Source organism: Alsobacter ponti (assembly GCF_024294805.1).
Taxonomy (GTDB): Bacteria; Pseudomonadota; Alphaproteobacteria; order Rhizobiales; family Beijerinckiaceae; genus Alsobacter; species Alsobacter ponti.
Genome location: NZ_JANCLU010000014.1, coordinates 60,747 through 85,377, shown reverse-complemented (window position 1 = coordinate 85,377; position 24,631 = coordinate 60,747). Strand labels below are relative to the sequence as shown.

Below are 24,631 nucleotides of genomic sequence, written 5' to 3'. Positions count from 1 at the left end.
CCGCATGCAGCGATCCCGGGCCATGAGCGTTGTTGAAGCGAGCAAGCGGGTAGGACCGCGAGAAGCGTTCCCGACCGACAATGCGCGACGGCCGGGTTTGGTGGCATCGAACGCCCGCATTTTCGCACTGCACCATTTCGAACCGAAGGATGGCCAATGAGCGAAGCGACGACTGGACCGGGCGGCGACCGAGAGCCGGCGCGGGGCGCGCCGCCCCACGTCTGCGTGGTGACAGCCGCCCACAATGTCGCCGACTTCATCGGCGAGACGCTGGCCAGCGTGCTCGCCCAGAGCCTCAGGGACATCGAGATCATCGTCGTCGACGACGGCTCCACGGACGCCACCGCCGAGGTCGCGGCGGGACTCGGCGACCCGCGTATCCGCGTCATTTCGACTCCCAACCGCGGCGTCAGCGCCGCGCGAAACCGGGGCCTCGCGGAATGCCGCGCTCCCTACGTCCTGTTCCTCGACGGTGACGACCTGCTGACGCCCGACGCGCTGGAGCGCATGGCGGCGGCGCTGGACGAGCGGCCGCGCTGCGTCGCGGCGGTGGCGCTGCTCGCCAAGATCGACCTCTCCGGTCGGCCGCTGGGCCGGCCCGACCCGGCCCGCCTCCCCTCCCGCGACATTCTGCGTCAGCTCGTCGGGCGCAATTTCATCGTCAACGGCGGGGCCATCTGCATGCGGACCCACGCCGCGCGCGCGGTCGGCGGCTTCGATCCGCGCCTGCGTCTGGGCGAGGACTGGGACCTGTGGTGCCGGCTCGCCGCGCTCGGCGAGTTCGCGATGATGCCTGACCTCGTCTCGGCGCTCTACCGGGTGCGGCCCTCCGGAGCCAACGTGCAGCTCGGCGGCACCGCGCTGGCCCCGAATTTCGAGGCGGTCGAGGCGGTGTTCTCGCGCCCCGAGATCCGCGCCAACCTCACCACCGAGGAACTGCTCGCCCGCCGCCGCCTCGCCGAGCTCAACGCCTACTGGAGCGCCGCCCGCAACGCGCTGGTGCAGCGCCGGCTCGGCCACTTCCTCGTCTATCTCGGCGTCGGCTTGTGGCGCTATCCCGACAGCCTGCTGCAAGGCCGGCTGATCGCCCGCTACGTCGCCGGCGCGTTCCAGATGTCCCGCTCCTGACCGCGCCATGCTCAAGAGCAGCCTGATCTATCTCGCCGGCCGCTACGGCGCGTCGGCCATCACGCTCCTGGCCATCGCCGCCTACACGCGGCTGGTCAGCCCCTCGGAGTACGGCGTCTATTCGCTCGCCTTCACGGCGGCGACCCTGCTCTACAGCTTCGCTCTGTTCTGGCTGCGCGACGCGCTGATCCGCTTCACCCCCACCTACGCCGAGCGCGAGGACGTGCTGATGAGCCAGGTCGCCGCCGGCTACCTCGGCGTCGCGGCCGTGACGCTGGCGGCGCTGGCGGCCGCGTCCTTCGCGCCCCTGCCGGCGGAGGCGGCGCGGCTCGTCCGCCTCGTCGTTCCGCTCTTCCTCTCGCTCGCCCTCTGCGAAGTCAGCCTCGCGTGGCTGCAGGCGCGCTTCCGGCCGGCGCGCTACGCCACGCTGTCGCTCACCCGCACGACCGTCGCCGGCGTCGTCGGTTCGGCGCTCGCCTGGAGCGGATACGGCGCGGAGGGCATCGTCGCCGGCACGGTGCTCGGCTACGTGCTGTGCGCGCTGCCGGTGCTGGCGGAAACGCGCCACCTCGTCGCCTGGCGAAAGGTAAGCTGGGAGCGGCTGCGCGAGATCGGCGGCTACGGCCTGTCGTTTTCGCTGGCCGGGGCGCTGATCGCTTTCATCGCCTTCGCCGACCGGTACATCATCGCCTGGATGCTCGGGGCCGAGGCGGCCGGCTTCTACGCCGCGCCCTACGACCTCGCCTCGCGGAGCCTCTACGTGCTGATGCTGGCGGTGAACCTGGCCGGCGCGCCGATCATCTTCCGCGCCTATGAGCGCGACGGCCTGGCGGCGGCGGAAGCCGCGCTGCGGCGGCAGTTCGTGCTGCTGCTCGGCGCGTCGCTGCCGGTGGCGACGGGGCTGGCCATCATGAGCCCGTTCGCGACCGGCGTGCTGCTCGGCGAACGCTTCCACACATGGGGCATCGCCCTTATGCCATGGATCGCCGCCGCGACGGTGCTGCAGGGGCTGGAGACCTTCTTCTTCAGCTTCGCGTTCTCGCTCACGCGCAAGCCGCTCGGCCAGACGGTGGCGCTGGCGGCAACGGCCGTCGTCAATGTCGGGCTCAACCTGGCGCTGATCCCGCGCTTCGGACTGGCCGGCGCTGCCATGGCGACGGTTCTGACCTACGTGTTCGGCATCGCCGGAAGCTTCGCGGCGGGGCGGCGGCTCATTCGCCTGCCGCTGCCGCTCGGCGAGGCGGCGCGCATCGCGCTGGCGGCGCTCGTAATGGCCGCGACGCTGTGGCCGTGGCGGGAGGCGACGGGGTGGCCGGCCTTCGCGTGGGGTCTGCTGGTCGCCTTGCCGGCCTACGGCCTTGGCCTGTTGGCGTTCAACCCGGGAAACCTGCGCGGCGAGGTAGCGTCTGCCCTGGCGCGACGCCGGGCGCGTCGATTGGACGAGGGCGCGGCGGAATCGGCGTGACCGGTCCCGCGCGAGACCGTCAGGTTCAGCCGTGGACCAGCATGGTGACGGCGATGACGACGCCGAGCGCCACCAGTGCGAGGGCGTAGTCGAGAAGGATGCGTCCTTTCGCCAGCGTCATAGTCCCTCCACCGTTCTTGTTGTCCTGCTCATGTTGACCCAAAAGATCGACATTAGCAAGACGTTAACGGTGTCGGGGCACGCCGGGTTGCATCACTCGGCGGCGACGGCGGCGTCGGGCAGATCGCCGCCGGCTTCGACGAGGTCGGCGAGCGTCGCCTTCTCGAGTTCAGCGAGCATGGCGTCGTAGGTGCGGGCGAACAGCTTGCGCAGAGCGCAGGCGCCCTCGTCGGCGCAGTCGGCGCAGCGGCGATAGGCCGTGCGCGAAAGGCATGGGAGCGGCGCGACCGGCCCGTCAATGACCCGCAGCACGGCCGCGAGGTTCATCTCCGACGGCGGCTTGGCGATGCGATAGCCGCCCGCCTTGCCCCGGCGGCTCACCACCAGGCCTGCGCGCTTCAGCTCCAGCAGGATCTGTTCGAGAAAGGGCTGGGGAATGGAGTCCGCCACGGCGATGTCACGGATTTGCAGAGGCTCGTCGCCCGCGTTCTGGCAGAGCCTGAACAGCGCCTTCAGCGCGTAGCGCGCCCGTTGGGAGATCATGTCCGACGTCCTGCCTGACCGCTCCGGTCCCAGATGGCCGGACGGTTCTTGCCGCCCGGTTTAGGCCCGCTTTCCCGCCGGCGCAAGCTGAAGGTTGCCGTTTCCAAGAAGAAGGTCGCGCCTTCGTGAGGCACGGTAAAGGATCGCCGCCGGCAATTGCAGTGCAACATTTCGGCCGTCTCGCGCATTTCTTCGGAAGCGACCGCGCCGCCGCGCGGCCATGCTTTGCCCGATTGCGAAGGACCCCGATGCTCGACGACATCCGCCAGATTATGGGCTATGCGCGCCTCGACCAACTCTCCCGCTACGCGCTGCGGGTTCTCGGCCGTCCCACGGCGCGGATGTCGGACTTCCTGTTCGACGTTCCGCCGGAGCTGACCGAGGCCCTGTCCGAACTGGCGCGCGGTGTGCGAGGCCCGCAGGCGCGGCGCGCCGTGTTCGTGCACGGCGTGCTGCCGCGCTCCGGCACAAACTACCTCGCGGACGTGCTTGCGCTGCATCCCGAATTGCAGCCCGATCCGGGCCGGTTGTGGGAGTTCCCGCTGTTGTACGTCGCTCCCGGCGCGGACGCCCTCCAACGCGAATTCCAGTTCATGTTCAAGGAAAACGCGAAGGTGATGCATCGCCACGAGATGATGGCCTATCTCGCGTCGGGCTGGATGGCGTCCCTCCAGCAGCGCAACCCCGACAAACGCCTGTTGCTGAAGAGCCCCCACATGCAGGGCCTCTCCCTGTTCCCGGCCGTGTTCCCCGACGACATCGCCCTGCTCGTCATCCGCGACGGACGCGACGTGGTGGAGTCGAGCGCCAAGACGTTCGGAGCGCGCGGCCCGATGCGCAAGAGCTTCGCGGCGCTGGCGCGCGAGTGGCAGCTCGGCTGCGAGGCGGCGCTCAGCTTCGCCGAGGGCGGGCCGAACCACCATCCCAACATCAAGGTGGTCCGCTACGAGGACCTGGTGCGTGACACCGAGGCGACGGTCCGCGACCTGCTCGCCCATTGCGGGCTCGACGCCGTGCGCTACGACTTCGACGCCCTGCACGCCTTGCCGGTGCGCGGCTCCTCGGCCAGCAAGACGGACCTGTCGAAGCGCTGGCAGGGAGAGCAGAAGTCCGCGTCGTTCAACCCGGTGGGGCGCTGGCGCGATTGGCCCGAGGCGCGCAAGCGCCGTTTCAACGACATCGCCGGCGCGACCCTGGAGCGCGCCGGCTACTCGCTCTCAGGCTGAGCGGGCGGCAAGCGGGCCGGCCACCAGCGCGGCGTCCGACGCGGCCACGAAGGGGCCGTTGCGGAAGCCCGCGCCGGCCTTGCCGTAGCGGAACGGAGCGCCTTCGGGCGTCAGCACCACGCCGCCCGCCGCCGTCACCACCGCGTGGCCGGCCGCCGTGTCCCATTCCATGGTGGGCCCGAGGCGGGGATAGATGTCGGCCTCCCCCTCGGCGATCAGACAGAATTTCAGCGACGACCCCGCCGAACGCGTATCCGCGACGGGCCGTCCCGACAGCCAGGCGTCGGTCGCCGCGTCGCGGTGCGAGCGGCTGGCCACCGCCACCAGCGCGGTTTCGCGGCGGCGAACGCGGATGGCGCGCCGGTCGCGCGCCTGGCCGACCTCTTCGCCGGGCATGACGGACAGGCGCTCGGCGTCGCGACCCGCGAGCCACATGCGCCCCAGCGCCGGCGCGTAGACCACGCCGCTCACAGGCGCGCCGTCCTCGATGACCGCGATGTTGACGGTGAACTCGCCGTTGCCGGTCAGGAACTCCTTGGTGCCGTCGAGCGGATCGACCAGCACGAAGCGGCGCAGATCCGTGGCGGCGAAACTCGCCGCGCTCTCCTCCGACAGCACGGGCACGCCCGGCAGCAGGGCGGCCAGGGCGGCGCCGATCAGCGCGTCGGCCGCCTCGTCCGCCGCCGTCACCGGCGAGCCGTCCTCCTTGGCGCGGCCCTCGCAGGCGCCGTAATGGCCCATGATCGCCGCGCCGGCGCGCGAGGCGATGTCGGCCAGGGCGTCGACAAGGGCAGGGTCGCGAAAATCGGGCACGCGCGTCTCCGTTCCGGTCTGACCGGATGCTGATTTCGGGGGAGGCGGCGGCGCGGCGAAAGCCGCGCCATCATCCTTCTAGCGCCGGTTCATCACGAACTCGACCACGCGGGCGGCGAGGTCCTCCGCCGGGGCGGCCGTCGTGTCGAGGCGCAGTTCGGGCGTCTCGGGCGCTTCGTAGGGGCTGTCGACGCCGGTGAAGTTGGCGAGCTTGCCGGCGTCCGCCTTGGCGTAGAGGCCCTTGGGGTCGCGCGCCCGGCACAGCTCGATCGGCGTGTCGACGAAGATCTCGACGAACTCGCCGTCGGGCACCAGCTCACGCGCCATGCGCCGCTCGGCCTGGAACGGCGAGATGAACGAGCACAGTACGATCATCCCGGCGTCGGCGAACAGCCTCGCCACCTCCGCCACGCGGCGGATGTTCTCCACCCGGTCCGCCTCGGTGAAGCCGAGATCCTTGTTCAGCCCGTGGCGGACATTGTCGCCGTCGAGCAGGTAGGTGCGGCAGCCGAGCGCGTGAAGTTGCCGCTCCACCAGATTGGCGATGGTCGACTTGCCCGACGCCGACAGGCCGGTGAACCACAGCACCGCCGGCGGATGGCCGTTCTGCAGGGCGCGCGCCTGCTTGGTCACGTCCGTCGCCTGCCAGGCCAGGTTGGTCGCCCGGCGCAGGCCGAACTCGATCATCCCCGCGCCCACCGTCTGGTTGGTGAAGCGGTCGATGACGATGAAGCCGCCCGTCGTGCGGTTGTCCCGGTAGGAATCGAAGGCCAGAGGCTCGGCGAGGCTCACATTGACCACGCCAATCTCGTTCAGCCCGAGCGTGCGCGCCGCCTGGTGCTCCAGCGTGTTGACGTCGAGCCGGTGCTTCAGCTGCGTCACCACGCCGGTGACGGTCCGGGTCGCCGCCTTGAAGAGGTACTGGCGGCCGGGGGTCATCTTCTCCTCGGCCATCCAGATCAGCTTGGCCGCGAACTGGTCGCTCACTTCCGGCCGCGCCTTGGGGTCGACGAGGAGGTCGCCGCGAGCGATGTCGAGCTCGCGCTCGAATGTCAGCGTCACTGCGTCGCCGGCTTGCGCCTCCGGCAGGTCGCCGTCGCGCGTCACGATGGAGGTGACGCGGTTCGCCTGGCCGGTCCGCGCGACCACGAGTTCGTCGCCGGGCCGTACCCGGCCGGAGGCCAGCGTGCCGCAATAGCCACGGAAGTCGGCGTTGGGGCGGTTGACGTACTGCACGGGCAGGCGCAGCGGCGCCTCGATGGCGGACGCCTCCACCTCCACCTCTTCGAGATGGCCGATCAGGGTTGTCCCGCGATACCAGGGCATCGCTGCGCTGGGACGGGCGACGTTGTCGCCGTCGCGCGCCGAAATCGGGATGGCGGCCACATTGGTGAAGCCCAGCCGCCCCGCAAAACGCTCGAAACTCGCCGTGATGTCGCGGAATGTCCGCTCGTCGTAGTCGACGAGGTCCATCTTGTTGACGGCCAGCACGACGTGGCGGATGCCGAGCAGCGACGCAATGGCGGCGTGGCGGCGCGTCTGCGTCACCACGCCCTTGCGCGCGTCGACCAGCAGGATGGCGAGGTCGCAGGCGGAGGCGCCGGTCGCCATGTTGCGCGTGTACTGCTCGTGGCCGGGCGTGTCGGCGACGATGAACTTGCGCTTCGGCGTCGCGAAGAAGCGGTAGGCGACGTCGATGGTGATGCCCTGCTCGCGCTCCGACGACAGGCCATCGACGAGGAGCGCGAGGTCGAGATCGTCGCCCGTCGTGCCGAAGCGCCGGCTGTCGTTGGCGAGCGTGGCGAGCTGGTCGGCGAAGACGCGCCGCGTGTCGTAGAGCAGCCGGCCGATGAGAGTCGACTTGCCGTCGTCGACCGAACCGCAGGTGAGGAAGCGCAGCATGCTGACGCCGTCCTGGGCCCGCAGCTCGGAGAGCAGGCGGGATGACGACGATGCGGAGACGGAAGCGGAAGCGTTCATCAGAAATATCCCTCGCGCTTCTTGGCTTCCATCGAGGCGGCCTCGTCGCGGTCGATCAGCCGGCCCTGGCGTTCAGATGAGGTGGCGGCGAGCGCCTCCAGAACCACGTCTTCGAGCGTGGCCGCATCGCTTTCCACCGCAGCGGAGAGCGGGTAGCAGCCCAGCGTCCGAAACCGCACCATGCGATTGGTCGGCGTCTCGCCGGGCGCCAGCGGCAGGCGCTCGTCGTCGACCACGATCATCGCGCCTTCGCGCGTGACCACCGGACGCGGCCGGGCAAGGTAAAGCGGCACGATCGGCACGCCCTCCAGGTAGATGTATTGCCAGATGTCCGCCTCGGTCCAATTGGACAGCGGGAAGACGCGGATGGTCTCGCCCTTGGCGACGCGGGTGTTGTAGGTGTTCCAGAGCTCCGGGCGCTGGTTCTTGGGATCCCAGCCGTGGCTGGCCGAGCGGAACGAGAAGATGCGCTCCTTGGCGCGCGCCTTTTCCTCGTCGCGCCGCCCGCCGCCGAACGCCGCGTCGAAGCCGTGCGCGTCGAGCGCCTGCTTCAAGGCCTCGGTCAGCATGGTCCGCGTGTAGACGCCCACGTCGGAAACGAGCGGAGACACGCCTCGCGCCAGCGCTTCCTCGTTGGTGTGGACGATCAGCCGCAACCCGTGCTCGGCCGCCATGCGGTCGCGGTGGGCGATCATGTCCCGGAAATCCCAGGTCGAGGCGATGTGCAAAAACGGGAACGGCGGCGGCGCGGGATGGAAGGCCTTCAGCGCCAGATGCAGCATGACGCTGGAATCCTTGCCGATGGAATACAGGAACACCGGATTCCGGAACTCCGCGGCCACCTCCCGCATGATATGGATCGACTCGTTCTCCAGCCTTTTCAGGTGGCGCGGCAATGCTGTCATGGGGAATCCGGGTTCGGAACCAAGCGGGAAGATCCTGCCTACAATAAATTGCCCATCCGCTTCGTTCCACCCGCCACGCGAGTAAATTGCTGCATTGCGGCATGCGCCGGTCTCGCGCCGATGCGGGGAACCGAACGGCCCTCCCGGGGATTCCTAGCTGTGTGTCGCCGCGGCGCGGCGGCGACCGACGATCGTCATCAGGCGAAACTGCAACGCGGCCCCAAGGCCCGCGCCACGCATCGTTATTGAGCCGAGGGAGCGTTCATTGCGTCGAAGCCCCGTCGAATCGGGTCCGGGCCAGGCAGGCGAGCTGGGAATGGACTTACCGGGGACCGCCCTGCACGGGCCACCCCCAAGCAACCCGCGAGAGGCGCTGGACCTGTTGGGCGTCACCCTGTTTCCGTCGCGACCCTACCAGCCGATGCCGGAAGAGTGGCCGCGCCTCTACGCCGACTGGTACAGGCGCAAGCGCCTGACGCTCGCGCTCAAGCGCGGGCTGGACTTCGCGGGCGCCCTCCTGCTGACGCTGGCGCTGTCGCCGCTCCTGCTGGCCATCGCAGCCGCCGTGCGCCTCACCTCGCCGGGCCCGGCGCTGTTCCGCCAGCCGCGCTACGGCAAGGACAACCGGCTGTTCATGATCTTCAAGTTCCGCAGCATGCGCAGCGACGTCCAGGACCCGACGGGCCGCGTGCAGACTGTCTCTGGCGATCCGCGCGTCACGCGGATCGGCAGGTTCCTGCGCCGCACCAGCCTCGACGAGTTGCCGCAGCTCTTCAACGTGCTGACCGGCGACATGTCTCTGGTCGGCCCGCGGCCGCACGTCCCCGGCATGCTGGCCGGCGGAATGCTCTATGAAGAGCTGGTGCCGGCCTATTTTCAGCGCCATCGCGTGCGCCCCGGCATCACCGGCCTCGCCCAGGTGCGCGGCTATCGCGGCCCGACCACCGACCCGGTCCACGCGCGCCGCCGCATCGCCTGCGACCTCGCCTATATCGACCGAATGTCCGTCGGCCTCGACCTGCGCATCCTCTGGCGCACCTTCGTCACCGAGTTCCTGGGCGGCTCCGGCCTGTGACGCCTCCGCCCGGTCCGCAACCCGCGGACGCTGCGCGGCGTTGACCGTGCCGGGTGGCTGCGCCGCGGTCTTCGCGGAGCGCCCGTTTTGGCAGAATGGCGAGCGCTTCTCGCCCCATCGTTCGAGGAGAGCCCATGACCAGCACGGCGGCCAGCCCCGCTTTCGGCCAAACCCCAGCCTTGCCCGCCGAGGCGCCCGCCCGCGCCGCCGCGCGGGCCGCGTCCGCCGTCCCCGCAGCGACGTTCCCCTCGGGTTCGGGCCTCCCGGAGCGGCTTTCGGTGGCGGTGGTGCTGCCCTGCTTCAACGAGGAGAAGTCGATCGCCTCGGTGATCGCCGACTTCCGCGCCGCGCTGCCGCACGCGCGGCTCTACGTGTTCGACAACGGCTCGACGGACGGCACGCGCGCGGTGGCCGAGCGGGCCGGCGCGGCCGTGTTCGGCGAGCCGCGCCGCGGCAAGGGCAACGTCGTGCGCCGCATGTTCGCCGACGTCGACGCGGACGTCTACGTGATGGCCGACGGCGACGGCACCTACGACGCGTCCGCCGCGCCGATGCTGGTGCGCACGCTGATCGATGAGCGCGTCGACATGGTGGTCGGCACGCGCAGCGGCGTCACCGACGACGCCGGCCGGGCCGGGCACGCCTTCGGCAACCGCCTGTTCAACGTCCTCTATGGCGGGATGTTCGGCTTCGACTTCAGCGACATCTTCTCGGGATATCGGGTGATGTCACGCCGTTTCGTGAAGAGTTTCCCGGCGCTGTCCGCCGGCTTCGAGATCGAAACCGAGATGTCCGTCCACGCCAGCCAGTTGCGCATTCCTACCCTGGAAGTATCGCTGCCCTACGGACGCCGGCTCGAAGGCGCGCCGAGCAAGCTCAAGACCTACCGCGACGGCTTCCGCATCCTTCGCACCTTCCTCTTCCTGCTCAAGGAGACGAGCCCGGTGACGTTCTACGGAGCGCTGGCCGGCCTCACCGCGCTGGTCGCGATCATCCTCGCAGCGCCGCTGGTGCAGACCTACCTCGCCACGGGGCTGGTGCCGCGCTTCCCGACCGCGATCCTCGCGACCGGCCTGATGATCATCGCCGCGCTGCTGGCGACCTGCGGGCTCATCCTGGACTCGCTCGCCTTCTCGCGGCGCGAGCAGAAGCGCATCCTGTATTTGAGCATGCCCGCCGTCGGCGCGGACGCGCGCGGGCCGGAACCGAAGTGAACCGCGCCGGCGCGCCGCGCCTCCTGTCGCGGCTGGCCCGCTTCGTGGGCGTCGGCGGCACGGGATTCCTGGCCGATGCCGGCGTGTTGAGCGTGCTGGTGGCGGCCGGCCTCGATCCGCTGCCGGCGCGGCTGGCGTCCATACTGTTCGCGCTGACGGTGACGTGGCAGCTCAACCGTCGGATCACCTTCGGCCTGTCCGGACGAGGAACGTCGCGCGAATTCGCCCACTATCTCAGCCTGGGCGCGATCTCAAGCCTGGTGAACTACGCGGTTTATGCGGGGGTGCTGGCCTCGGGCCTCAGCGCCTCGCCTCTGCTGGCCCTGGCGGCCGGCTCGGCGGTGGCGATGGCGGTGACCTTCGTGGGCCTCGACCGGATCGTGTTCCGCGCCCGCTGAGGCGCCGTCCTGTTCAGAACAGCCGGGCGGCGAGCACGCCCGCGAGCGCCACGAGGCCCGTGCTGGCCCCGACCAGAACGGCCTTGATGGCGCGGTCGCGCCCCGTCTGCGGCTCGTCCGGCCCCCCGTCGGCGATCGGCTCCGGACCTGGGCGCGCCGGCGCGAGCCGGACGGCCGGGATGTCGGCGACCGAGAGCTTAGGGAGGGACTGTTCGGCGCTGATCATGGCTGGCCCCGGGGCGGCGTTCCGGCAAATTTATACCAGAAGACGCGCAAGACGCGAGCACACGATTTCTACTTACGTAAAGGTCCCATGAAAAGGAAACGGCCAAGCTTCGGCTCGACGGAGCCGAAGCTTGGCCTTCGCTTTATGGTTCGTTCAGAAGATGAAGTCCGCCGCGTGCAGGTCGGCGACTTTCACGCCGTGCAGCACGATGGTCTCGTTGCCGGCCGTGATCTGCGCATATCCCTGCGCGTTGTTGACGGCGTTCGCGGTGACGTCGGTCATGCTGTGCAGCCCGAGCCCTCCCACCGACAACCGGTCCGTACCGGCGGCGAAGTCCATCACCTCCGACCGCGACGCGATGCTGGCGGAGGAGAACACGAACACGTCGACGCCGGCGTTGCCGATCAGCGTGTCGTGGCCGGTGCCCGGGTTGAGCCGGTCAGCTCCCGCGCCGCCGTTCATCCAGTCGTCGCCGCCCGCGCCGTTCAGCGTGTCGGCGCCGTCGCAGCCGGTGAGGCTGTCGCCGGCCGAGCCGCCGTTGAGCAGGTTTGCCCCGCTGGTGCCGACCAGATTGAGGCCGGAGTCGCTGGTCGAGCCCGTGTCCGTGGACGTCGAAGGCGTGGGCGATGTGGTGGACGAGCTCGGCGCGGGATCGCTGCTCCACACGAAGTCGCCGGAGGTGAGCTGGCCCGTCTTCAACCCCTGCAGCACGACGCTTTCGCCGTTCTTCGACAGCACGAGGTTGCCCTGCCCGTTCATCGAGGAATGCGCGGTCACGTCGCTGAAGTCAGTGAAGCCGAGTCCTGCCACGTTCAGCTTGTCCGTGCCGCGCTGGAAGTCGGCGACGAGCGTCGACCCGGCGCCGTCGCGCGGCGTCAGCACGAACAGGTCCGCCCCGCTATCGCCGAGCAGCGTGTCGTTGCCGGTGCCGCTGTAGAGCGCGTCGTTGCCGACGCCGCCGTTGAGCTTGTCGGAGCCGGCGTTACCGTACAGCGTGTCGTGTCCGGCGCCGCCGAGCAGCGTGTCCGCCCCGCCGGCACCGGTGATGACGTTGTTGTTGCCCGCGCCCGTCCCCTTGAACGCGCCCGTGCCCTTGTAGGTGAGCCCCTCGATGGTGCTGATCGCCGAAAACGACGCCAGCGTGGTCTCGACCGTGTCGAAATCGGTCACGCCGAGATCGTTGATCACGTCGCCCGTCTCATGGATGAGGTAGACGTCGTTGCCGCGCCCGCCCTCGAGCGTGTCGGCCCCGCCGCCACCTAGCAGGGTGTCGGCGCCCATGCCGCCCATCAGGCGATCCGCGCCGGCGCCGCCGTCGATGGAGTCGTTGCCGCGCGCGCCGAGCACCGTGTCGTTGCCGTCGGCGCCGCGCAGCACGTCGTTGCCGTCGTTGCCGGACATCGATTCCGAGCCCGCGCCGCCCGTTTTGCTCACCGGGTTCAGGAGAGCGCCATCCTGGTAGACCTTGACGTAGTCGACCTTCATGTTCGCGGGCCACGGCGTGCTGCCGTCCGGGTTACCCGTCCAGGTGCCGCCGACGCCGATGTGGCCGATGATGAACATCGGGGCCTTCAGCGACTCCGGCGTGGCGATGCTGCCCATGGCGACGCCGTCGAGATAGAAGGTGATCTTCTGCTCGTTCCAGTCGACGCCGTAGTTGTGGTAGCCCTTCGACAGGTCGGTTCCCACGGTGGTGCGCACCACCTTGGCGATGTCGGTGATGCCGGTGCCGTTGGTCGAATAGTGCACCGTCGAGTTCAGGTAGTTCGTCTTGTTGCCGAGGATCTCGAACAGGTCGATCTCGCCGAGCTGCGCCTTGTCGGCGCGGACCATGTAGAAGGTCGGCAGCAGGCCCGTGCCGGCCGGGATCTGAGCCCGCACCTCGACATAGCCGTACTTGAAATCGAACGCGCCCGCGCCGGTGTTGATCATCCCCGACGTGTAGGGGTGGTCGGACAGCGTGCTGAGCCAGGTGGACGGCGTCGGCTTGGCCTGGATGTTCAGGACGCCGTCGCCGATCGCGAACGGATCGATCGGCACCGCGGTGCTGCCGAACATGGTCTTGTTATCGTCGAGGAAGATTTGCTTTTCGCCGAGCTGCGGCAGCACGCGGCCGCCGCCGGGAAAGGTGGTGAGCCATGTCGGCTCGGCGCCCGGATTAAGGACGTCGGCCCGCGCAAAATCGTCCTGGAAGATAATAGATCCTGTTCGAAAGCCCATATCGGCCCCTCTATTCGCGTGAATCGGCTCAAGGCGCACCTGCCCTGTCGAGCACTGTTGTTGCCAGCTACTGCCGTGAGATTTGCGCCCGGTGCGAGCGCCAACAGGATTAGGGAGGATGAGCCTGGATGTCGACCAGTCGAACTGCGTAAGTGACCTCGATTGAGCTCACTCAATTGATCAAACGTGAAAATCGACGTGTTGCAGAATGCCCATGCCGTTGCGCATTTGCCTCACGCCAGCAGAGCTTCTACTTAGATGCTCTTTGAGCCGCCAAGGTCAGGCCTGCCGCTAAACGCAGGAGACACCTGTCGAAATCCGGGGAGCGAGATAGTCGGCGGCGGGGTCTGCGCAGGAGTGCGGGAAAGACCGTTTCTTGATGAATATTGGCTTATTATTTGATGAAATTTCATCAACCACAGAGCGCAACCGGCGAGTCCGCGAAGGAACGGAGCCTGCCTCCCGTCCGAAGGAAAGTTGATCCGCCTGCCATAAGCGCAGCAACGGCCTGTCAGGTCGTAGGGCGACGGCAGACAACTTCCAGCTATGCGTTTATATCGCCGGCCTATGCGGTCACAGCATGGCTCGAGTCGAGCGACTCGACCGAATCAGCCGGGCCGGGAGAGCGGATCGGACGGGGAATCCGCATCGCGGCGTGAAGTTCCCGTTCCTGGGCGGCCAGCAACTCCGCGACCTCCGCGCGCAGCTCGTCGAGCTGGCGCAGCGCGCGCCGCTGACGGGCGATGCGCAACTGCAGCCAGCTCGCCAGCAGGGACGCGATGGCCACGGCGAGCGCCGCGCCGGTCTGGGGGTCCGGCGCTTCGGCCAGTTTCCAGCCGAAGCCGGCGATAAGGATAAGAGACACCGCGACGGCGATCCGCGCGACGGGAGCTGCCCCGAGAAGCACCGCCACGGCGGCCGGCAGCAGCAAGGCAGGCATCAGCAGGGCGTGCCCAAGCTCGCCTTGCGTGAGGGCGTGAGCGACGACGGTCCAGTCCGCGTACAGAGGCTCCACTTTAGTCCCCACATTCCGCCCCGTCGGCCGAGTCCGCACCCCGCGGGCGCGAAGGTCGGCCATGAAGTCGTGCGGTTCGGGAACGCGCGAGCCCCGGGACTCGTTCGAGTGCCGGCCGCACCTCCCCGCCGCTGGCGGGCCCGCGCCCTGGCGCGACAGGGAATCCGAAACCCGACGGAACGCGGCGGGCGTCTTGACCGTTGTGGGTCCGGGGCGCGCTCGTCGCCTCACGGCGGCTTTTTCGTCCGCACCGTCGCCCGGCATCGCCGGGACGGGGCGACATCCACGCCGCAACTCCAGCAGGGCGAGACATGCATAATATCGTCGACCGATCGATCCTGAACCGCCCCGTGGAGACACGGCCGGACGAGAGCGGCGTCGAGTTCGATCTGTCCGGACTCGTTCAGCTCCTGCTCCGGCAGAAATGGCTGATCGGGATGGTGATCGCCGCCTCGCTCGCGCTCGGCGTCGCCTATCTTCTGTTCGCCACGCCGAAATATACCGCCGAGGCGTCGGTCATTCTCGACTCGCGCCGCGTGCAAGTGGTGCAGCCCACCAACGAGATGCCGCAGTCCGAGGGTCTGGTCGACGCCGGACTGGTCGAAAGCCAGGTCGAGACGATCCGTTCCGAGCGCATTGCGCGCGCCGTCGTTGAACAGCTCAAGCTCACCGAGGACGAGGAGTTCATCGGCTCCGGCCCGGGCCTGTGGCGCCAGATCAAAAACGGGGTCAAGAGCCTGCTCGGCCTGATGGAGCCCCACGAGCCCGGAGACAGCCCCGAACTGCTCGCGGCGCTCGACACGTTCGACACCAACCTCAAGGTGCGCCGGGTGGGCGTCAGCTTCGTCGCCTCGATCGCCTTCACGTCCGAGAGCGCGCGGAAGTCGGCCCAGATCGCCAACGCGATCGCCAACGCCTATATCGACGACAAGCTGACCTTCCGCGCCGACACGATGCGCAAGGCGTCGTCCTGGCTCGAGGACCGCATTCGCGAACTGCGCGCCCAGTCCACCGCCGCCGACCGCGCGGTCGAGGCCTTCAAGACCGAGAACAACATCGTCGACGCCGGCGGCAAGGTGCTGGCCGATCAGCAGATCGCCGACCTCAGCGCGCAGCTCGCCATCGCGAAGTCGGACGCCGCCGCGGCCCGCGCCAAGGTCGACCGCATCGACGAGTTGAACAAGAACGGCATGCAGGAAGCCGCCTTGCCGGAAGTTCTGCGCAACGATGTCATCACCAAGCTGCAGCAGCAGTACGACGACGACGTTCGCCGCGAAGCGGAATGGTCGTCGCGCTACGGCGCGAACCACCAGGCCGCCGTCGCGCTGCGCAACGAGATGGCGCAGCTGAAGAAGGCGATGCAGGACGAGCTGCGTCGCATCGGGCAGGTCTATCGCAGCGAGTGGGAGATCGCCCGCGGCCGTGAGGAGGCCCTGCGCGGGCAGCTCGACAAGATGTACCAGGACGCCGCCGGCTCGCGCCAGGCGCAGATCAAGCTGCGCGAGCTGGAGGCCTCGTCCGCCACGTACCGCTCGCTGCTGGACGTTTACATGCAGCGCTACGTCGGCGCCGTGCAGCAGCAGTCCTCTCCCATCACCGAGGCGCGCGTCATCAGCGAGGCTTTGCCGCCTCGTGACAAGAGCTGGCCGAAGACGACCATCGTGCTGCTCGGCGCGATGTTCGGCGGGGCGTTCCTCGGCATGGCGGCAGCGTTCGCCCGCGAGAAGCTGGACACGGTGGTGCGCACCTCCGCCCAGGCCGAGAAGCTGCTCGGTGTCGAGTGCCTCGGCATTTTGCCGGCGCTGGACCTCGCCAGCCTGCCTGCGCCGCACGGCGGCGGCGACGACGCCAACCGGCTGTTCGCGGCCGCGGACCAGACCTCCGGCTACGTGCTCACCGCTCCATTCTCGCAGTTCACCGAGACGCTGCGCTCGGTGAAGATCTCGATGGCCAGCAAGGGGCCCGACGGTTGCCAGGTCGTCGGCGTCATTTCCGCCCTGCCCGGCGAAGGCAAGACGACGGTGGCGGCCAATTTGGCGCTGCTGATCGCCCAGACCGGCAGCCGCGTGCTGCTGATCGACGCCGACCTGCGCACCACCTCGCTCACCGAGCGCCTGACGCCGAACGCCCAGGGCGGCCTGCTCGAAGTGCTGACCCGCCGCGCCAGCATCGGCGAGGTCGCCTGGCGCGACGCCACCACGACGCTCAGCTTCCTGCCGGCCGTGAGCCGCACCTCGATTGCGCACACCAACGAGGTCATCTCGTCGGTGCCGATGGCCGAGATGCTGCGCCAGGCGCGGCGCGACTTCGATTACGTGATCCTCGACCTGCCGCCGCTGGCGCCGATCGTCGACGTCCGCGCCGCCGCGCGCCTGATCGACGAGTTCGTGCTCGTGGTCGAGTGGGCCAAGACGCCGGAAGGCGTGCTGTCGCGCGCCGTGTCGCGGGCGGAGATGGTCCACCCGAAGATCGTCGGCTTCGTGCTGAACAAGGTGGATTTCTCCACCTATCGCACGCTGGAGGGCGCCGGCGGGCTCTACTATCAGACCCGCAAATGGGAGCGCTACGGCTACGGCCCGACCTGAGGGCCGCCGCCACCGTATCCCCGCCCGCCGCCGTGCCGACCACTCGGGCGCGGCGGCGCGCTCGCCTCCGTCCGGAGTGGAAGAGACACGATGAAGCTGATCCGCGCGTTCCTGTCCCGCACCCCGGCGCTCGCGCTGCTGGCGCTGCTGATGTCGGCCTTGACGCTCAGCGTCGTCTACGCGGGCGGCTATGCCGCATTCGGCGGCTCGACCGCCGCGCTGCGCGGCCAGATCGCCCAGGCCTTCGCGGCCGGCGACCTGCCCCGCCAGACGACTGACACGCCGGACCGGCGTAACGGCTCGCTGACCTACAACGACTGCCTGATCCTCACCATGGCGGCCAACGATTCGCAGCCTCGCCTGCTGAAGACGATCACCCCCGCGCCGGTGGAAGCCATCGACGACCGCGCGCTCGACTCCAACACCTGCGAGATGCTCTACCGCTACGTCGTCGAGGGCCGCGTCTCCGAGTTCCGCAGCTGGCCCTACCACCGCTATGTCAGCGCCTTCGTCGCTCCGGTCGCCGCGCTCGCGCCGGTGCTCGGCGTCGCCGGCCTGCGGCGCGCGCTGGAGCTCCTCAACTACGCGGCCGTGGCGCTGATCGGCCTCGCCGCCGCGCTGAGTCTCTCGCGCCTGCCTCCATCGGAGGAGGCCGCGCGGCTGCGGATGGCGGCGGGCTGCATCCTTTCGCTGGTGCTGCTGGGATTCTTCGGCATGGAGTTCTACTCCATGAACCTCTCCATCGGCCTCGCCGAGCCCGTGGTGTTCGCGCTGCTGGCCATGCTGCTGTTCGGCCGCGTGCTGGACTGGTCCACGGTCCGTTTCGGCGCGTGGGTCAGCCTCGCTTTCGCGCTCATCACCTCGCTGGAATTCTGGACCGGGCAGATCCCCTTCGCGGCCGCCGCCGGCGTGGGGCTGATCGGCCTGCACGTCGCGACGCCGGACGACGCGCCGCGCGCGGCCCGGCGCGCCCTGGAGTTCCTGTTCGTGGCGGGCGCGACCATCGCCCTCACCTTCGCGCTGAAGATCGCTGTCGCGAGCGCGGTGTTCGGCGAGAACGTACTGGCCAATTTCATGCACCAGCTCGAAGTGCGTGTCGGCGACCGTGAATACGGGCTCGTCAACCTTGTGCTCCACATGGCGGGGCGGGCTGACCATATCGGCCAGGGCTCCCTGACGCTGGGGCTGCTCAGCGGGCTGGCGGCGGCGCTGGCCTTCGCCTGGGGGCTGTGGCGCGTGGCGTCGGCGCCGCCGTCGGAGGAGACCGCCGTGGCGCGGCTGCGCATCGGCTTCCTGCTCGCCTCTGTGGCGGTGGTGCTGGGCTGGCATCTGTTGTTCCGCAACCACTCCACGATCCACTCGGAATTCATGGTGCGGACCTTCGCATGGGTCTGGGCCGCCGGCTGGATCGGGCTCGCCGTCGGGTTGCGCCTTCCGGCGGCTCGCCGAACCTGGCAGGCGGTTCCCGCCAAGTAGCGACGCGCAAAAAGCGAGTCGGCATTTCACCGCGATGGTCTAGGCTGGCGCGCAGTCACACCCGAGCGCCCCGCCCTTGCCGTCCTCTCTTCCAGCACACTCCTCGGCCGCTTCCGAAGTCCTTTCCGATTCGCGCTACGCCTGGCTGCGTCTGGGCGTCGCCCTGCTGCTCAGCACGGTGGGCGGCGTCGGCATGTGGTCGGTGGTAGTGGCGCTGCCGGCGGTGCAGGCCGAATTCGGCGCGGACCGCGCCGGCGCGGCCCTGCCCTTCACGCTCACCATGCTCGGCGTGGCCTTCGGCGGCGTGCTGATGGGCCGCGTCGCCGACCGATTCGGCACGATGGCCACCGTCATCGCCGGCGTTGTCGCCCTCGGTCTCGGATACGCGCTGGCCGCCGCCTCCGGCAGCCTGCTTCAATTCGCCCTGGCGCAGGGCCTGTTGATCGGCGCGCTCGGAAGCGCGGCGACGTTCGGGCCGCTGATCGCGGACGTGTCGCACTGGTTCGTCCGGCGGCGCGGCATCGCGGTGGCGATCTGCGCCGCCGGCAACTACCTCGCGGGCACGTTCTGGCCGCCGGTGGTGCAGCATTTCATCGAGACCTCCGGCTGGCGCGCGACGCATCTGGGCATCGGCGCCTTTTGCGTCGCCGTCATGCTGCCGCTCGCCTTCGCCCTGCGCCGGCGCCCACCGCGCCACGACGCCGCCTCGGCGGCGCGTGAGGCCGGACGCCGCTCGATCGACGGACTGTCGCCCGCCGCGCTGCAGGCGCTGCTGTTCGTGGCGGGGCTGTCGTGCTGCGTCGCCATGTCGATGCCGCAGGTTCACATCGTCGCCTATTGCGGCGACCTCGGCTACGGCGTGGCGCGCGGCGCGGAGATGCTGTCGCTGATGATGGCGTTCGGCATCGTCAGCCGCGTCGGCTCCGGCTTCGTGGCGGACCGGTTCGGCGGCGTCGTGACGCTGCTCGCCGGCTCGGCCCTGCAAGGCGTGGCGCTGCTGCTCTACCTGTTGGCCGACGGGCTGACCTCGCTCTACGTCGTCTCGGCCCTGTTCGGTCTCTTCCAGGGCGGCATCGTGCCGATGTACGCCATCATCGTGCGCGAGTATTTCCCGCCGGCCGAGGCCGGGGCGCGGGTCGGCGTGGTGCTGATGTCGACGCTGTTCGGCATGGCGCTGGGCGGCTGGGTGTCGGGCGCCATTTTCGACCTGACGGGCTCCTACCGCGCCGCCTTCCTCAACGGCATCGCCTGGAATCTCGTCAACGTCGCGGTGATGACATGGCTGCTGACACGCCCGTCGCGGCGAGCCGCTGCGGCTTGAAACCACTGATCCGTAAGGAAAAAAGCGGGACGCACAACGTGCCCGCCAGGGGGACGGATGGTGGGCGATACAGGGATTGAACCTGTGACCCCACCCATGTCAAGGGTGTGCTCTCCCGCTGAGCTAATCGCCCATCCGTCCCGTCCGGGAGCCCGCCGAAGCGGCTCCGAAGCGGCGTGCGGGGGATATAGCGGCTCCCCGCTGGCATGGCAAGCCGCGTCTCGCGCGCGGCGAAAGGTCGATCTGTCGTCGGCCGTTCAGGCGGCGAGCAGCTTCTGCACCTCGTTCACGAGGTCGCGCAGATGGAAGGGCTTGGAGAGCACCTTCGCGTCCTTGGGGGCCTGCGAGTCGGGGTTCAGCGCCACCGCCGCGAAACCGGTGATGAACATCACCTTGATGTCGGGGTCGAGTTCGGTCGCCTTGCGGGCCAGTTCGATGCCGTCCATCTCCGGCATCACGATGTCGGTCAGCAGAAGCTCGAACGGCTCCTCGCGCAGCCGATGATAGGCTGACAGGCCGTTGTCGTAGGAGGAAACCTGGTAGCCTGCGTTCTCGAGCGCCTTCACGAGGAAGCGACGCATGTCGTTGTCGTCCTCGGCCAGCAGGATGCGGGTTGACGTCATCGGTTCAGGCACCATGGGGAACTCCACTCACTGGAACATGTGATGCACCCGCGGGAGTAAAAAAGGCGTGAAAGGGACAATGGCGCGTTAACGAGGACGAGCCGTGGACAGCGCGACGCCCCGAAGGCACACTCGACGCCCAACCCGAAGGTCACCGCCGGAATGCCGTTTCCCGACGAGTTCGATCCGCCTTTCGAGACCCGCGAGCCGGCCTTTCACGAGGCGCCGGTCATTTTCAACTCGCCCCATTCCGGGCGGGTCTATCCGCGCAGTTTCCTGACGGCCTCGCGGCTCGACGCCCTGACGCTGCGACGCTCCGAGGACTTCCTGGTCGACGAGATCTTCGCCGGCGTGGTGGCGCGCGGCGCGCCGCTGATGCGCGCCCACTTTCCCCGCGCCTATCTCGACGTGAACCGCGAGCCCTACGAGCTCGACCCGCGCATGTTCGAGGGACGGCTGCCGCCCTTCGCCAACACGCGCTCGCTGCGCGTCGCCGGGGGGCTCGGCACCATCGCCCGAGTCGTGGGCGACTCGCAGGAGATCTATGCGCGCCGCCTGCCGGTCGACGCCGCGCTGGAGCGCATCGAGGCGCTCTACAAGCCCTATCACCGCGCGCTGCAGCGCCTGATCCAGCGCACGCAGCGCCAGTTCGGCGTCGCGCTGCTCGTCGATTGCCACTCGATGCCGTCCACCCAGGGGCAGCGCGACGACCAGTCGAAGGCGGACTTCGTGATCGGCGACCGCTACGGCACCAGCGCCAGCGGCCTGTTCGCCGACGCGGTCGATCACGTGCTGCGCTCGCGCGGCTACAGCGTGACGCGCAACAAGCCCTACGCGGGCGGCTTCATCACCGAGCATTACGGCCACCCCGCGAACGGCTGCCACGCCCTGCAGATCGAGATCAACCGGGGCCTCTATATGGACGAGCGGCGGCTGGAGCGGACGGCGGGATTCGACAGCGTCGCCGCCGACATGATGGCCGTCGCCGACGTCCTGGCTGGCGAAGCCCTGTCATTGGCTGGCGGCGGCCGCCTCGCGGCGGAATAGCCGGCCCGAAAAAGAAATGGCCGCCCGGCGCGAGCCGGCGGCCAAGTCAAGGGAGGAAACGCCCAAGGAGGGCTCGCGACGCGCCTGGCGCGCCGCACGGCGGAGATGGGAACCCCAGGCCCGGAATGCAAGGCCGTTCGGCCGAGACGTTCCGGAGGGCCAATCGCCACCGTGCCCCTCAACGGGGCTGGGGCCGATTCGGCCATGCGCCGCGCGCAATCCCCTCATGCAACTTGCCGGGCTTGGGCTTGGCGAAGCGGATTGTCGGCGCTTCGGGTGAAAAGCCGCGCTTTCCGGTTTCCCTTCGCGCCGACGTGATTTATGCCTGCCGCCAGTTCGAGCACGGGACGATATGAATGACGGCTGTTGATTTCGGCGCCTTCGTGGACGACCTCGCCTCTGTGTCGGGGACGGCGATCCTCCCCTTCTTCCGCACCGCGATCGCGGCGGCCGACAAGAGCCAGGCCGGCGCGCCTTTCGACCCCGTTACCGAGGCCGACCGGGCCGGCGAGGCGGCCATGCGCCAGATGATCCGGCGCACCTTTCCGTCGCACGGCATCATTGGCGAGGAATACGGCGACGAGCGGACGGAAGCCGAGTTTGTCTGGGTGCTCGACCCGATCGACGGCACCAAGGCCTTCATCTCGGGCCTGCCGATGTGGGGCACGCTGATCGGCCTCCTGCGCAACGGCGATCCCTGCTTCGGCATGATGCACCAGCCCTTCACGCGCGAGCGCTTCACCGGCGATGGCGGCAGCGCCACCTGGCGGGGCCAGAGCGGGCAGCGCGAGCTGCGCACGCGCCCGTGCGACTCGCTGGACAAGGCCATTCTGTCGTGTACGTCGCCGCGCATGTTCCGCGGCGAGAAGCTGGAGGCGTTCGAGCGCGTCGAGCGCGAGACGCGCCTCGCCCGCTTCGGGTGCGACTGCTACGCCTATTGCATGCTCGCCGCCGGGCTCATGGACCTCGTCATCGAGACCGACCTGAAGCCCTACGACATCGTCGCGCTGGTGCCGATCATCGAGGGCGCGGGCGGCGTGGTGACGACGTGGACCGGCGAGCCGGCCGCCAAGGGCGGCTCGATCGTCGCCGCAGGCGACAAAAGGCTGCACGAGAAGGCGCTAGAGCTGCTCAACCGCTGAGTCCTCGCGGCGGGCCGCGGCCTCGCTGCCGGGGATGAAGGCGTCGAACGCCGCCCAGACCAGCGAGCGCACCTCGTCCCGCTCCATCAGGATTTCATGCTCCGCGCCGGGGAAGACGAGCGTCTTGCCCGCCTTGAGCCGCGCCCCGAAGCGCTCCGCGGCGGGGCTCAGCGTCACCCGGTCCTGCGCCGGCAGCAGCACCAGCATCGGCGCCGCCACCTGCAACGGGTAGTTCGGGTCATTGAACTCCCGCACCACCCGGAACGCGGCATGCACCCATCCGATGGTCGGCGCGCCGAGGCCCAGATGCGGGGCGGCCTCGATCACCGCGCCGTTGCGCGCGTAGCGCGCCGGATCGCGCGTCAGCGGATTGCCCGCAAAAGGATGGGTGGAGATGGACGTCTCGCCCCCTCCCGGGATGAACGACCCGCCCAAGCCGAGCACGTCCAGCGTGGCGGCCAGCAGCCTGGCGGCGCGCGGCCGCCGCAGGCGAGCGATGCCGACCATCGGAGATGTCAGCACGGAACGGGCGAACAGTTCCGGGTCGCGACGGAGGGCGCGAATCAGCACCGCCGCTCCCATCGAGTGCGCCAGCGCGAAATAGGGCGGGGGGCAGTGCCGCCGGACCACCGCCTCCATCACCGCGTCGAGGTCGCGCGCGTAGTCCTCGAAATCGTCGACATGGCCTTTGCGCGCGTTGGTCAGCAGCCGGTCGGACCCGCCCTGCCCGCGCCAGTCGAAGGCTGCCACGGCGAAGCCGCGCCGGCGCAGCTCGGCGATCACCTCGAAATATTTCTCGATGAACTCGGCGCGCCCCTGCATCACGACGACGGTGCCGAGCTGCCGTCGGGCGGTCGGTCGCCAGCGTGCGACACGCAGCCTGACGCCGCCGGCGCTGGCCACGTCGGTCACGACGGCGTTGGAGGGGATCGGCAGTCCGGGGGTGGCGACGAGGTCCACGCGATGGTCTCGAAAGGCGGGACCGCAGTGTAGCCGCGTCGCCCCGCTTTGCCAGAGCCGCTGTGCCTGAGGTTCGTCGCCTCAGAAGCGGACGTTCGCGGCGACCGGCGGCACGGGCGGCCCGTCGACCGGCGTGAGGCCGGCGATTTCGCCCGTCCCCGCGTCCACCGCGGCGAGCATACGCCGGCCGTCCGGCGCGCTGGCGCGCGTCACCCACATCGCGCCGCGCCGGCGCGGCGGCGCGATCTCCCGGAACCCCTGGCGGCCGAGCACCGCTTCGACGGCCTTGGCGTCCAGCGTCGGACGGAGCGTCCGCGCCTCCTCGGCATGGGCGGCGTTGGGCCGTCCCAGTGGCGAAGCGAGCATGAACAGGGCCGCCGCGAGTAACGCGGCGAAGCGGGCGGAAGGGGTCGGCATCGGGTGTGTGTTCCGGGCCCGTTGCGGGCGAGCCTCGCTGTTGTGCCAGCCGGTCCCTGAACGGAATTGGAAGCGGGCGTTCATCCGCCGTTCATCGCGGCGGCGGGCCCGGCGAGGGGGTCTTGAACGCCGAAAACGCCCTTCCTACATCCGGTCCAGCGCAGGCCAACACGGCTGCGCGAGATGGAACGGCCCGGCCATGACGGCGGGCCGGCCCGCATGTCGCTTCAAGGAGGATATGCCATGCGTCAGTACGATCTTTCCCCCCTGTATCGGTCGACCATCGGTTTCGACCGCGTGTTTTCCATGCTCGACCAGATGAGCGCGCCGGAGGGCGGCAACGCCTACCCGCCCTACAACATCGAGCGCACCGGCGAGAATTCCTACCGCATCTCGATCGCGGTGGCCGGGTTCACCGATGCCGACCTGTCGATCGAGGTCAAGGAGAACGCCCTCGCCGTGCGTGGCGAGCGAAAGACCGCTTCCGAGCCCAAGGCCGAAGTTCTCTACCAGGGCATCGCGGCGCGCAGCTTCGAGCGGCGCTTCCAGCTGGCCGACCACGTTCAGGTGACGGGCGCTAGCCTCGAGAACGGCCTGCTCCACATCGACCTCACCCGCGAGATCCCGGAGGCCAAGAAGCCCCGACTGATCCCGATCAACGCCTCGACCCAGGCCAAGGTGATCGAGAGCGGGGTCGCCAACGACAGCCATCCCAAGGCCGCCTGAGGGCGC

The 24,631-nt window shown here is 69.3% G+C and carries 22 protein-coding genes and 1 tRNA gene; 12 read left to right on the top strand and 11 right to left on the bottom strand.

Annotated features, from left to right (window positions below):
- Window positions 1-156 precede the first annotated feature (156 nt).
- On the top strand, window positions 157-1,128 hold the full coding sequence (locus NK718_RS14690; protein ID WP_254743707.1) for a glycosyltransferase family 2 protein: 972 nt from the start codon (window positions 157-159) through the stop codon (window positions 1,126-1,128).
- 7 nt (window positions 1,129-1,135) lie between these two features.
- Window positions 1,136-2,593: a lipopolysaccharide biosynthesis protein gene (locus tag NK718_RS14685; RefSeq protein WP_254743705.1), complete on the top strand. Its 1,458-nt coding sequence runs from the start codon at window positions 1,136-1,138 to the stop codon at window positions 2,591-2,593.
- 213 nt (window positions 2,594-2,806) lie between these two features.
- On the opposite strand, the gene NK718_RS14680 is transcribed toward NK718_RS14685, so the two are convergent.
- Entirely contained in the window at window positions 2,807-3,256 is a 450-nt protein-coding gene (locus tag NK718_RS14680) for an RrF2 family transcriptional regulator (RefSeq protein WP_254743703.1), read from the bottom strand.
- 248 nt (window positions 3,257-3,504) lie between these two features.
- On the opposite strand from NK718_RS14680, the gene NK718_RS14675 reads away from it, so the two are divergent.
- Window positions 3,505-4,482 carry a sulfotransferase family protein gene (locus tag NK718_RS14675; protein WP_254743701.1) on the top strand — a complete coding sequence of 326 codons (978 nt, stop codon included), beginning with the start codon at window positions 3,505-3,507 and terminating at the stop codon, window positions 4,480-4,482.
- On the opposite strand, the gene cysQ is transcribed toward NK718_RS14675, so the two are convergent.
- The 3 genes from cysQ to cysD all read right to left on the bottom strand — a co-directional run bounded on the left by cysQ (window position 4,474) and on the right by cysD (window position 8,180).
- A complete protein-coding gene (gene cysQ, locus NK718_RS14670) occupies window positions 4,474-5,295 on the bottom strand; it encodes a 3'(2'),5'-bisphosphate nucleotidase CysQ (RefSeq protein ID WP_254743699.1) in 822 nt (273 codons plus the stop codon). The genes NK718_RS14675 and cysQ overlap by 9 nt on opposite strands.
- Window positions 5,296-5,373: 78 nt before the next feature.
- Window positions 5,374-7,275, bottom strand: coding sequence for a sulfate adenylyltransferase subunit CysN (cysN, locus tag NK718_RS14665; protein ID WP_254743697.1), 1,902 nt, complete (start codon window positions 7,273-7,275; stop codon window positions 5,374-5,376).
- Window positions 7,275-8,180, bottom strand: a complete 906-nt coding sequence (gene cysD, locus NK718_RS14660) for a sulfate adenylyltransferase subunit CysD (protein WP_254743695.1) — start codon at window positions 8,178-8,180, stop codon at window positions 7,275-7,277. Before cysD ends, cysN begins: the two co-directional genes overlap by 1 nt.
- Before the next feature lie 421 nt (window positions 8,181-8,601).
- On the opposite strand from cysD, the gene NK718_RS14655 reads away from it, so the two are divergent.
- From NK718_RS14655 to NK718_RS14645, 3 genes are all read left to right on the top strand, one after another.
- Window positions 8,602-9,255, top strand: a complete 654-nt coding sequence (locus NK718_RS14655; RefSeq protein WP_254743813.1) for a sugar transferase — start codon at window positions 8,602-8,604, stop codon at window positions 9,253-9,255.
- 134 nt (window positions 9,256-9,389) lie between these two features.
- Window positions 9,390-10,469, top strand: a complete 1,080-nt coding sequence (locus NK718_RS14650; RefSeq protein WP_254743693.1) for a glycosyltransferase — start codon at window positions 9,390-9,392, stop codon at window positions 10,467-10,469.
- Window positions 10,466-10,867: a GtrA family protein gene (locus NK718_RS14645; RefSeq protein ID WP_254743691.1), complete on the top strand. Its 402-nt coding sequence runs from the start codon at window positions 10,466-10,468 to the stop codon at window positions 10,865-10,867. Before NK718_RS14650 ends, NK718_RS14645 begins: the two co-directional genes overlap by 4 nt.
- A 13-nt stretch (window positions 10,868-10,880) precedes the next feature.
- Here the strand turns inward: NK718_RS14645 and NK718_RS14640 are convergent, their stop codons facing one another.
- The 3 genes from NK718_RS14640 to NK718_RS14630 form a co-directional block, all read right to left on the bottom strand.
- Window positions 10,881-11,093 carry a hypothetical protein gene (locus tag NK718_RS14640; RefSeq protein WP_254743689.1) on the bottom strand — a complete coding sequence of 71 codons (213 nt, stop codon included), beginning with the start codon at window positions 11,091-11,093 and terminating at the stop codon, window positions 10,881-10,883.
- 153 nt (window positions 11,094-11,246) lie between these two features.
- Window positions 11,247-13,151, bottom strand: a complete 1,905-nt coding sequence (locus NK718_RS14635; protein WP_254743687.1) for a family 16 glycosylhydrolase — start codon at window positions 13,149-13,151, stop codon at window positions 11,247-11,249.
- A gap of 727 nt (window positions 13,152-13,878) precedes the next feature.
- The gene (locus tag NK718_RS14630; protein WP_254743685.1) at window positions 13,879-14,328 is read right to left on the bottom strand and encodes a hypothetical protein; all 450 of its coding nucleotides are present in this window, start codon (window positions 14,326-14,328) and stop codon (window positions 13,879-13,881) included.
- 311 nt (window positions 14,329-14,639) lie between these two features.
- On the opposite strand from NK718_RS14630, the gene NK718_RS14625 reads away from it, so the two are divergent.
- From NK718_RS14625 to NK718_RS14615, 3 genes are all read left to right on the top strand, one after another.
- Entirely contained in the window at window positions 14,640-16,913 is a 2,274-nt protein-coding gene (locus NK718_RS14625) for a Wzz/FepE/Etk N-terminal domain-containing protein (RefSeq protein ID WP_254743683.1), read from the top strand.
- Between the two features lie 90 nt (window positions 16,914-17,003).
- Window positions 17,004-18,389: a hypothetical protein gene (locus NK718_RS14620; protein WP_254743681.1), complete on the top strand. Its 1,386-nt coding sequence runs from the start codon at window positions 17,004-17,006 to the stop codon at window positions 18,387-18,389.
- A gap of 76 nt (window positions 18,390-18,465) precedes the next feature.
- Window positions 18,466-19,710, top strand: coding sequence for an MFS transporter (locus NK718_RS14615; protein WP_254743679.1), 1,245 nt, complete (start codon window positions 18,466-18,468; stop codon window positions 19,708-19,710).
- A gap of 58 nt (window positions 19,711-19,768) precedes the next feature.
- On the opposite strand, the gene NK718_RS14610 is transcribed toward NK718_RS14615, so the two are convergent.
- Window positions 19,769-19,843 (bottom strand) — tRNA-Val (locus NK718_RS14610).
- Between the two features lie 124 nt (window positions 19,844-19,967).
- Window positions 19,968-20,333 carry a cell cycle two-component system response regulator CpdR gene (gene cpdR, locus NK718_RS14605; RefSeq protein ID WP_254743811.1) on the bottom strand — a complete coding sequence of 122 codons (366 nt, stop codon included), beginning with the start codon at window positions 20,331-20,333 and terminating at the stop codon, window positions 19,968-19,970.
- A gap of 162 nt (window positions 20,334-20,495) precedes the next feature.
- Between cpdR and NK718_RS14600 the strand changes: the two genes are divergently transcribed.
- Together NK718_RS14600 and hisN are read left to right on the top strand one after the other, a co-directional pair.
- The gene (locus NK718_RS14600) at window positions 20,496-21,380 is read left to right on the top strand and encodes an N-formylglutamate amidohydrolase (protein ID WP_254743677.1); all 885 of its coding nucleotides are present in this window, start codon (window positions 20,496-20,498) and stop codon (window positions 21,378-21,380) included.
- Window positions 21,381-21,736: 356 nt separating this feature from the next.
- A complete protein-coding gene (gene hisN / locus NK718_RS14595) occupies window positions 21,737-22,522 on the top strand; it encodes a histidinol-phosphatase (RefSeq protein ID WP_254743675.1) in 786 nt (261 codons plus the stop codon).
- On the opposite strand, the gene NK718_RS14590 is transcribed toward hisN, so the two are convergent.
- Both NK718_RS14590 and NK718_RS14585 read right to left on the bottom strand, forming a co-directional pair.
- The gene (locus NK718_RS14590; RefSeq protein WP_254743674.1) at window positions 22,502-23,482 is read right to left on the bottom strand and encodes an alpha/beta fold hydrolase; all 981 of its coding nucleotides are present in this window, start codon (window positions 23,480-23,482) and stop codon (window positions 22,502-22,504) included. The genes hisN and NK718_RS14590 overlap by 21 nt on opposite strands.
- Before the next feature lie 81 nt (window positions 23,483-23,563).
- Window positions 23,564-23,899 carry a hypothetical protein gene (locus NK718_RS14585; protein ID WP_254743672.1) on the bottom strand — a complete coding sequence of 112 codons (336 nt, stop codon included), beginning with the start codon at window positions 23,897-23,899 and terminating at the stop codon, window positions 23,564-23,566.
- 243 nt (window positions 23,900-24,142) lie between these two features.
- On the opposite strand from NK718_RS14585, the gene NK718_RS14580 reads away from it, so the two are divergent.
- Complete coding sequence (locus tag NK718_RS14580) at window positions 24,143-24,625, top strand: Hsp20 family protein (protein WP_254743670.1); 483 nt, start codon at window positions 24,143-24,145, stop codon at window positions 24,623-24,625.
- The last annotated feature ends 6 nt before the right edge of the window (window positions 24,626-24,631 follow it).

Coding starts and splice junctions, on each gene's coding strand:
- NK718_RS14690 (WP_254743707.1), top strand. CDS start 157: ATGAGCGAAGCGACGACTGGACCGGGCGGCGACCGAGAGCCGGCGCGG.
- NK718_RS14685 (WP_254743705.1), top strand. CDS start 1,136: ATGCTCAAGAGCAGCCTGATCTATCTCGCCGGCCGCTACGGCGCGTCG.
- NK718_RS14680 (WP_254743703.1), bottom strand. CDS start 3,256: ATGATCTCCCAACGGGCGCGCTACGCGCTGAAGGCGCTGTTCAGGCTC.
- NK718_RS14675 (WP_254743701.1), top strand. CDS start 3,505: ATGCTCGACGACATCCGCCAGATTATGGGCTATGCGCGCCTCGACCAA.
- cysN (WP_254743697.1), bottom strand. CDS start 7,275: ATGAACGCTTCCGCTTCCGTCTCCGCATCGTCGTCATCCCGCCTGCTC.
- cysD (WP_254743695.1), bottom strand. CDS start 8,180: ATGACAGCATTGCCGCGCCACCTGAAAAGGCTGGAGAACGAGTCGATC.
- NK718_RS14655 (WP_254743813.1), top strand. CDS start 8,602: ATGCCGGAAGAGTGGCCGCGCCTCTACGCCGACTGGTACAGGCGCAAG.
- NK718_RS14650 (WP_254743693.1), top strand. CDS start 9,390: ATGACCAGCACGGCGGCCAGCCCCGCTTTCGGCCAAACCCCAGCCTTG.
- NK718_RS14640 (WP_254743689.1), bottom strand. CDS start 11,093: ATGATCAGCGCCGAACAGTCCCTCCCTAAGCTCTCGGTCGCCGACATC.
- NK718_RS14635 (WP_254743687.1), bottom strand. CDS start 13,151: ATGTTCGGCAGCACCGCGGTGCCGATCGATCCGTTCGCGATCGGCGAC.
- NK718_RS14625 (WP_254743683.1), top strand. CDS start 14,640: ATGCATAATATCGTCGACCGATCGATCCTGAACCGCCCCGTGGAGACA.
- NK718_RS14620 (WP_254743681.1), top strand. CDS start 17,004: ATGAAGCTGATCCGCGCGTTCCTGTCCCGCACCCCGGCGCTCGCGCTG.
- cpdR (WP_254743811.1), bottom strand. CDS start 20,333: ATGACGTCAACCCGCATCCTGCTGGCCGAGGACGACAACGACATGCGT.
- NK718_RS14600 (WP_254743677.1), top strand. CDS start 20,496: ATGCCGTTTCCCGACGAGTTCGATCCGCCTTTCGAGACCCGCGAGCCG.
- hisN (WP_254743675.1), top strand. CDS start 21,737: ATGACGGCTGTTGATTTCGGCGCCTTCGTGGACGACCTCGCCTCTGTG.
- NK718_RS14585 (WP_254743672.1), bottom strand. CDS start 23,899: ATGCCGACCCCTTCCGCCCGCTTCGCCGCGTTACTCGCGGCGGCCCTG.
- NK718_RS14580 (WP_254743670.1), top strand. CDS start 24,143: ATGCGTCAGTACGATCTTTCCCCCCTGTATCGGTCGACCATCGGTTTC.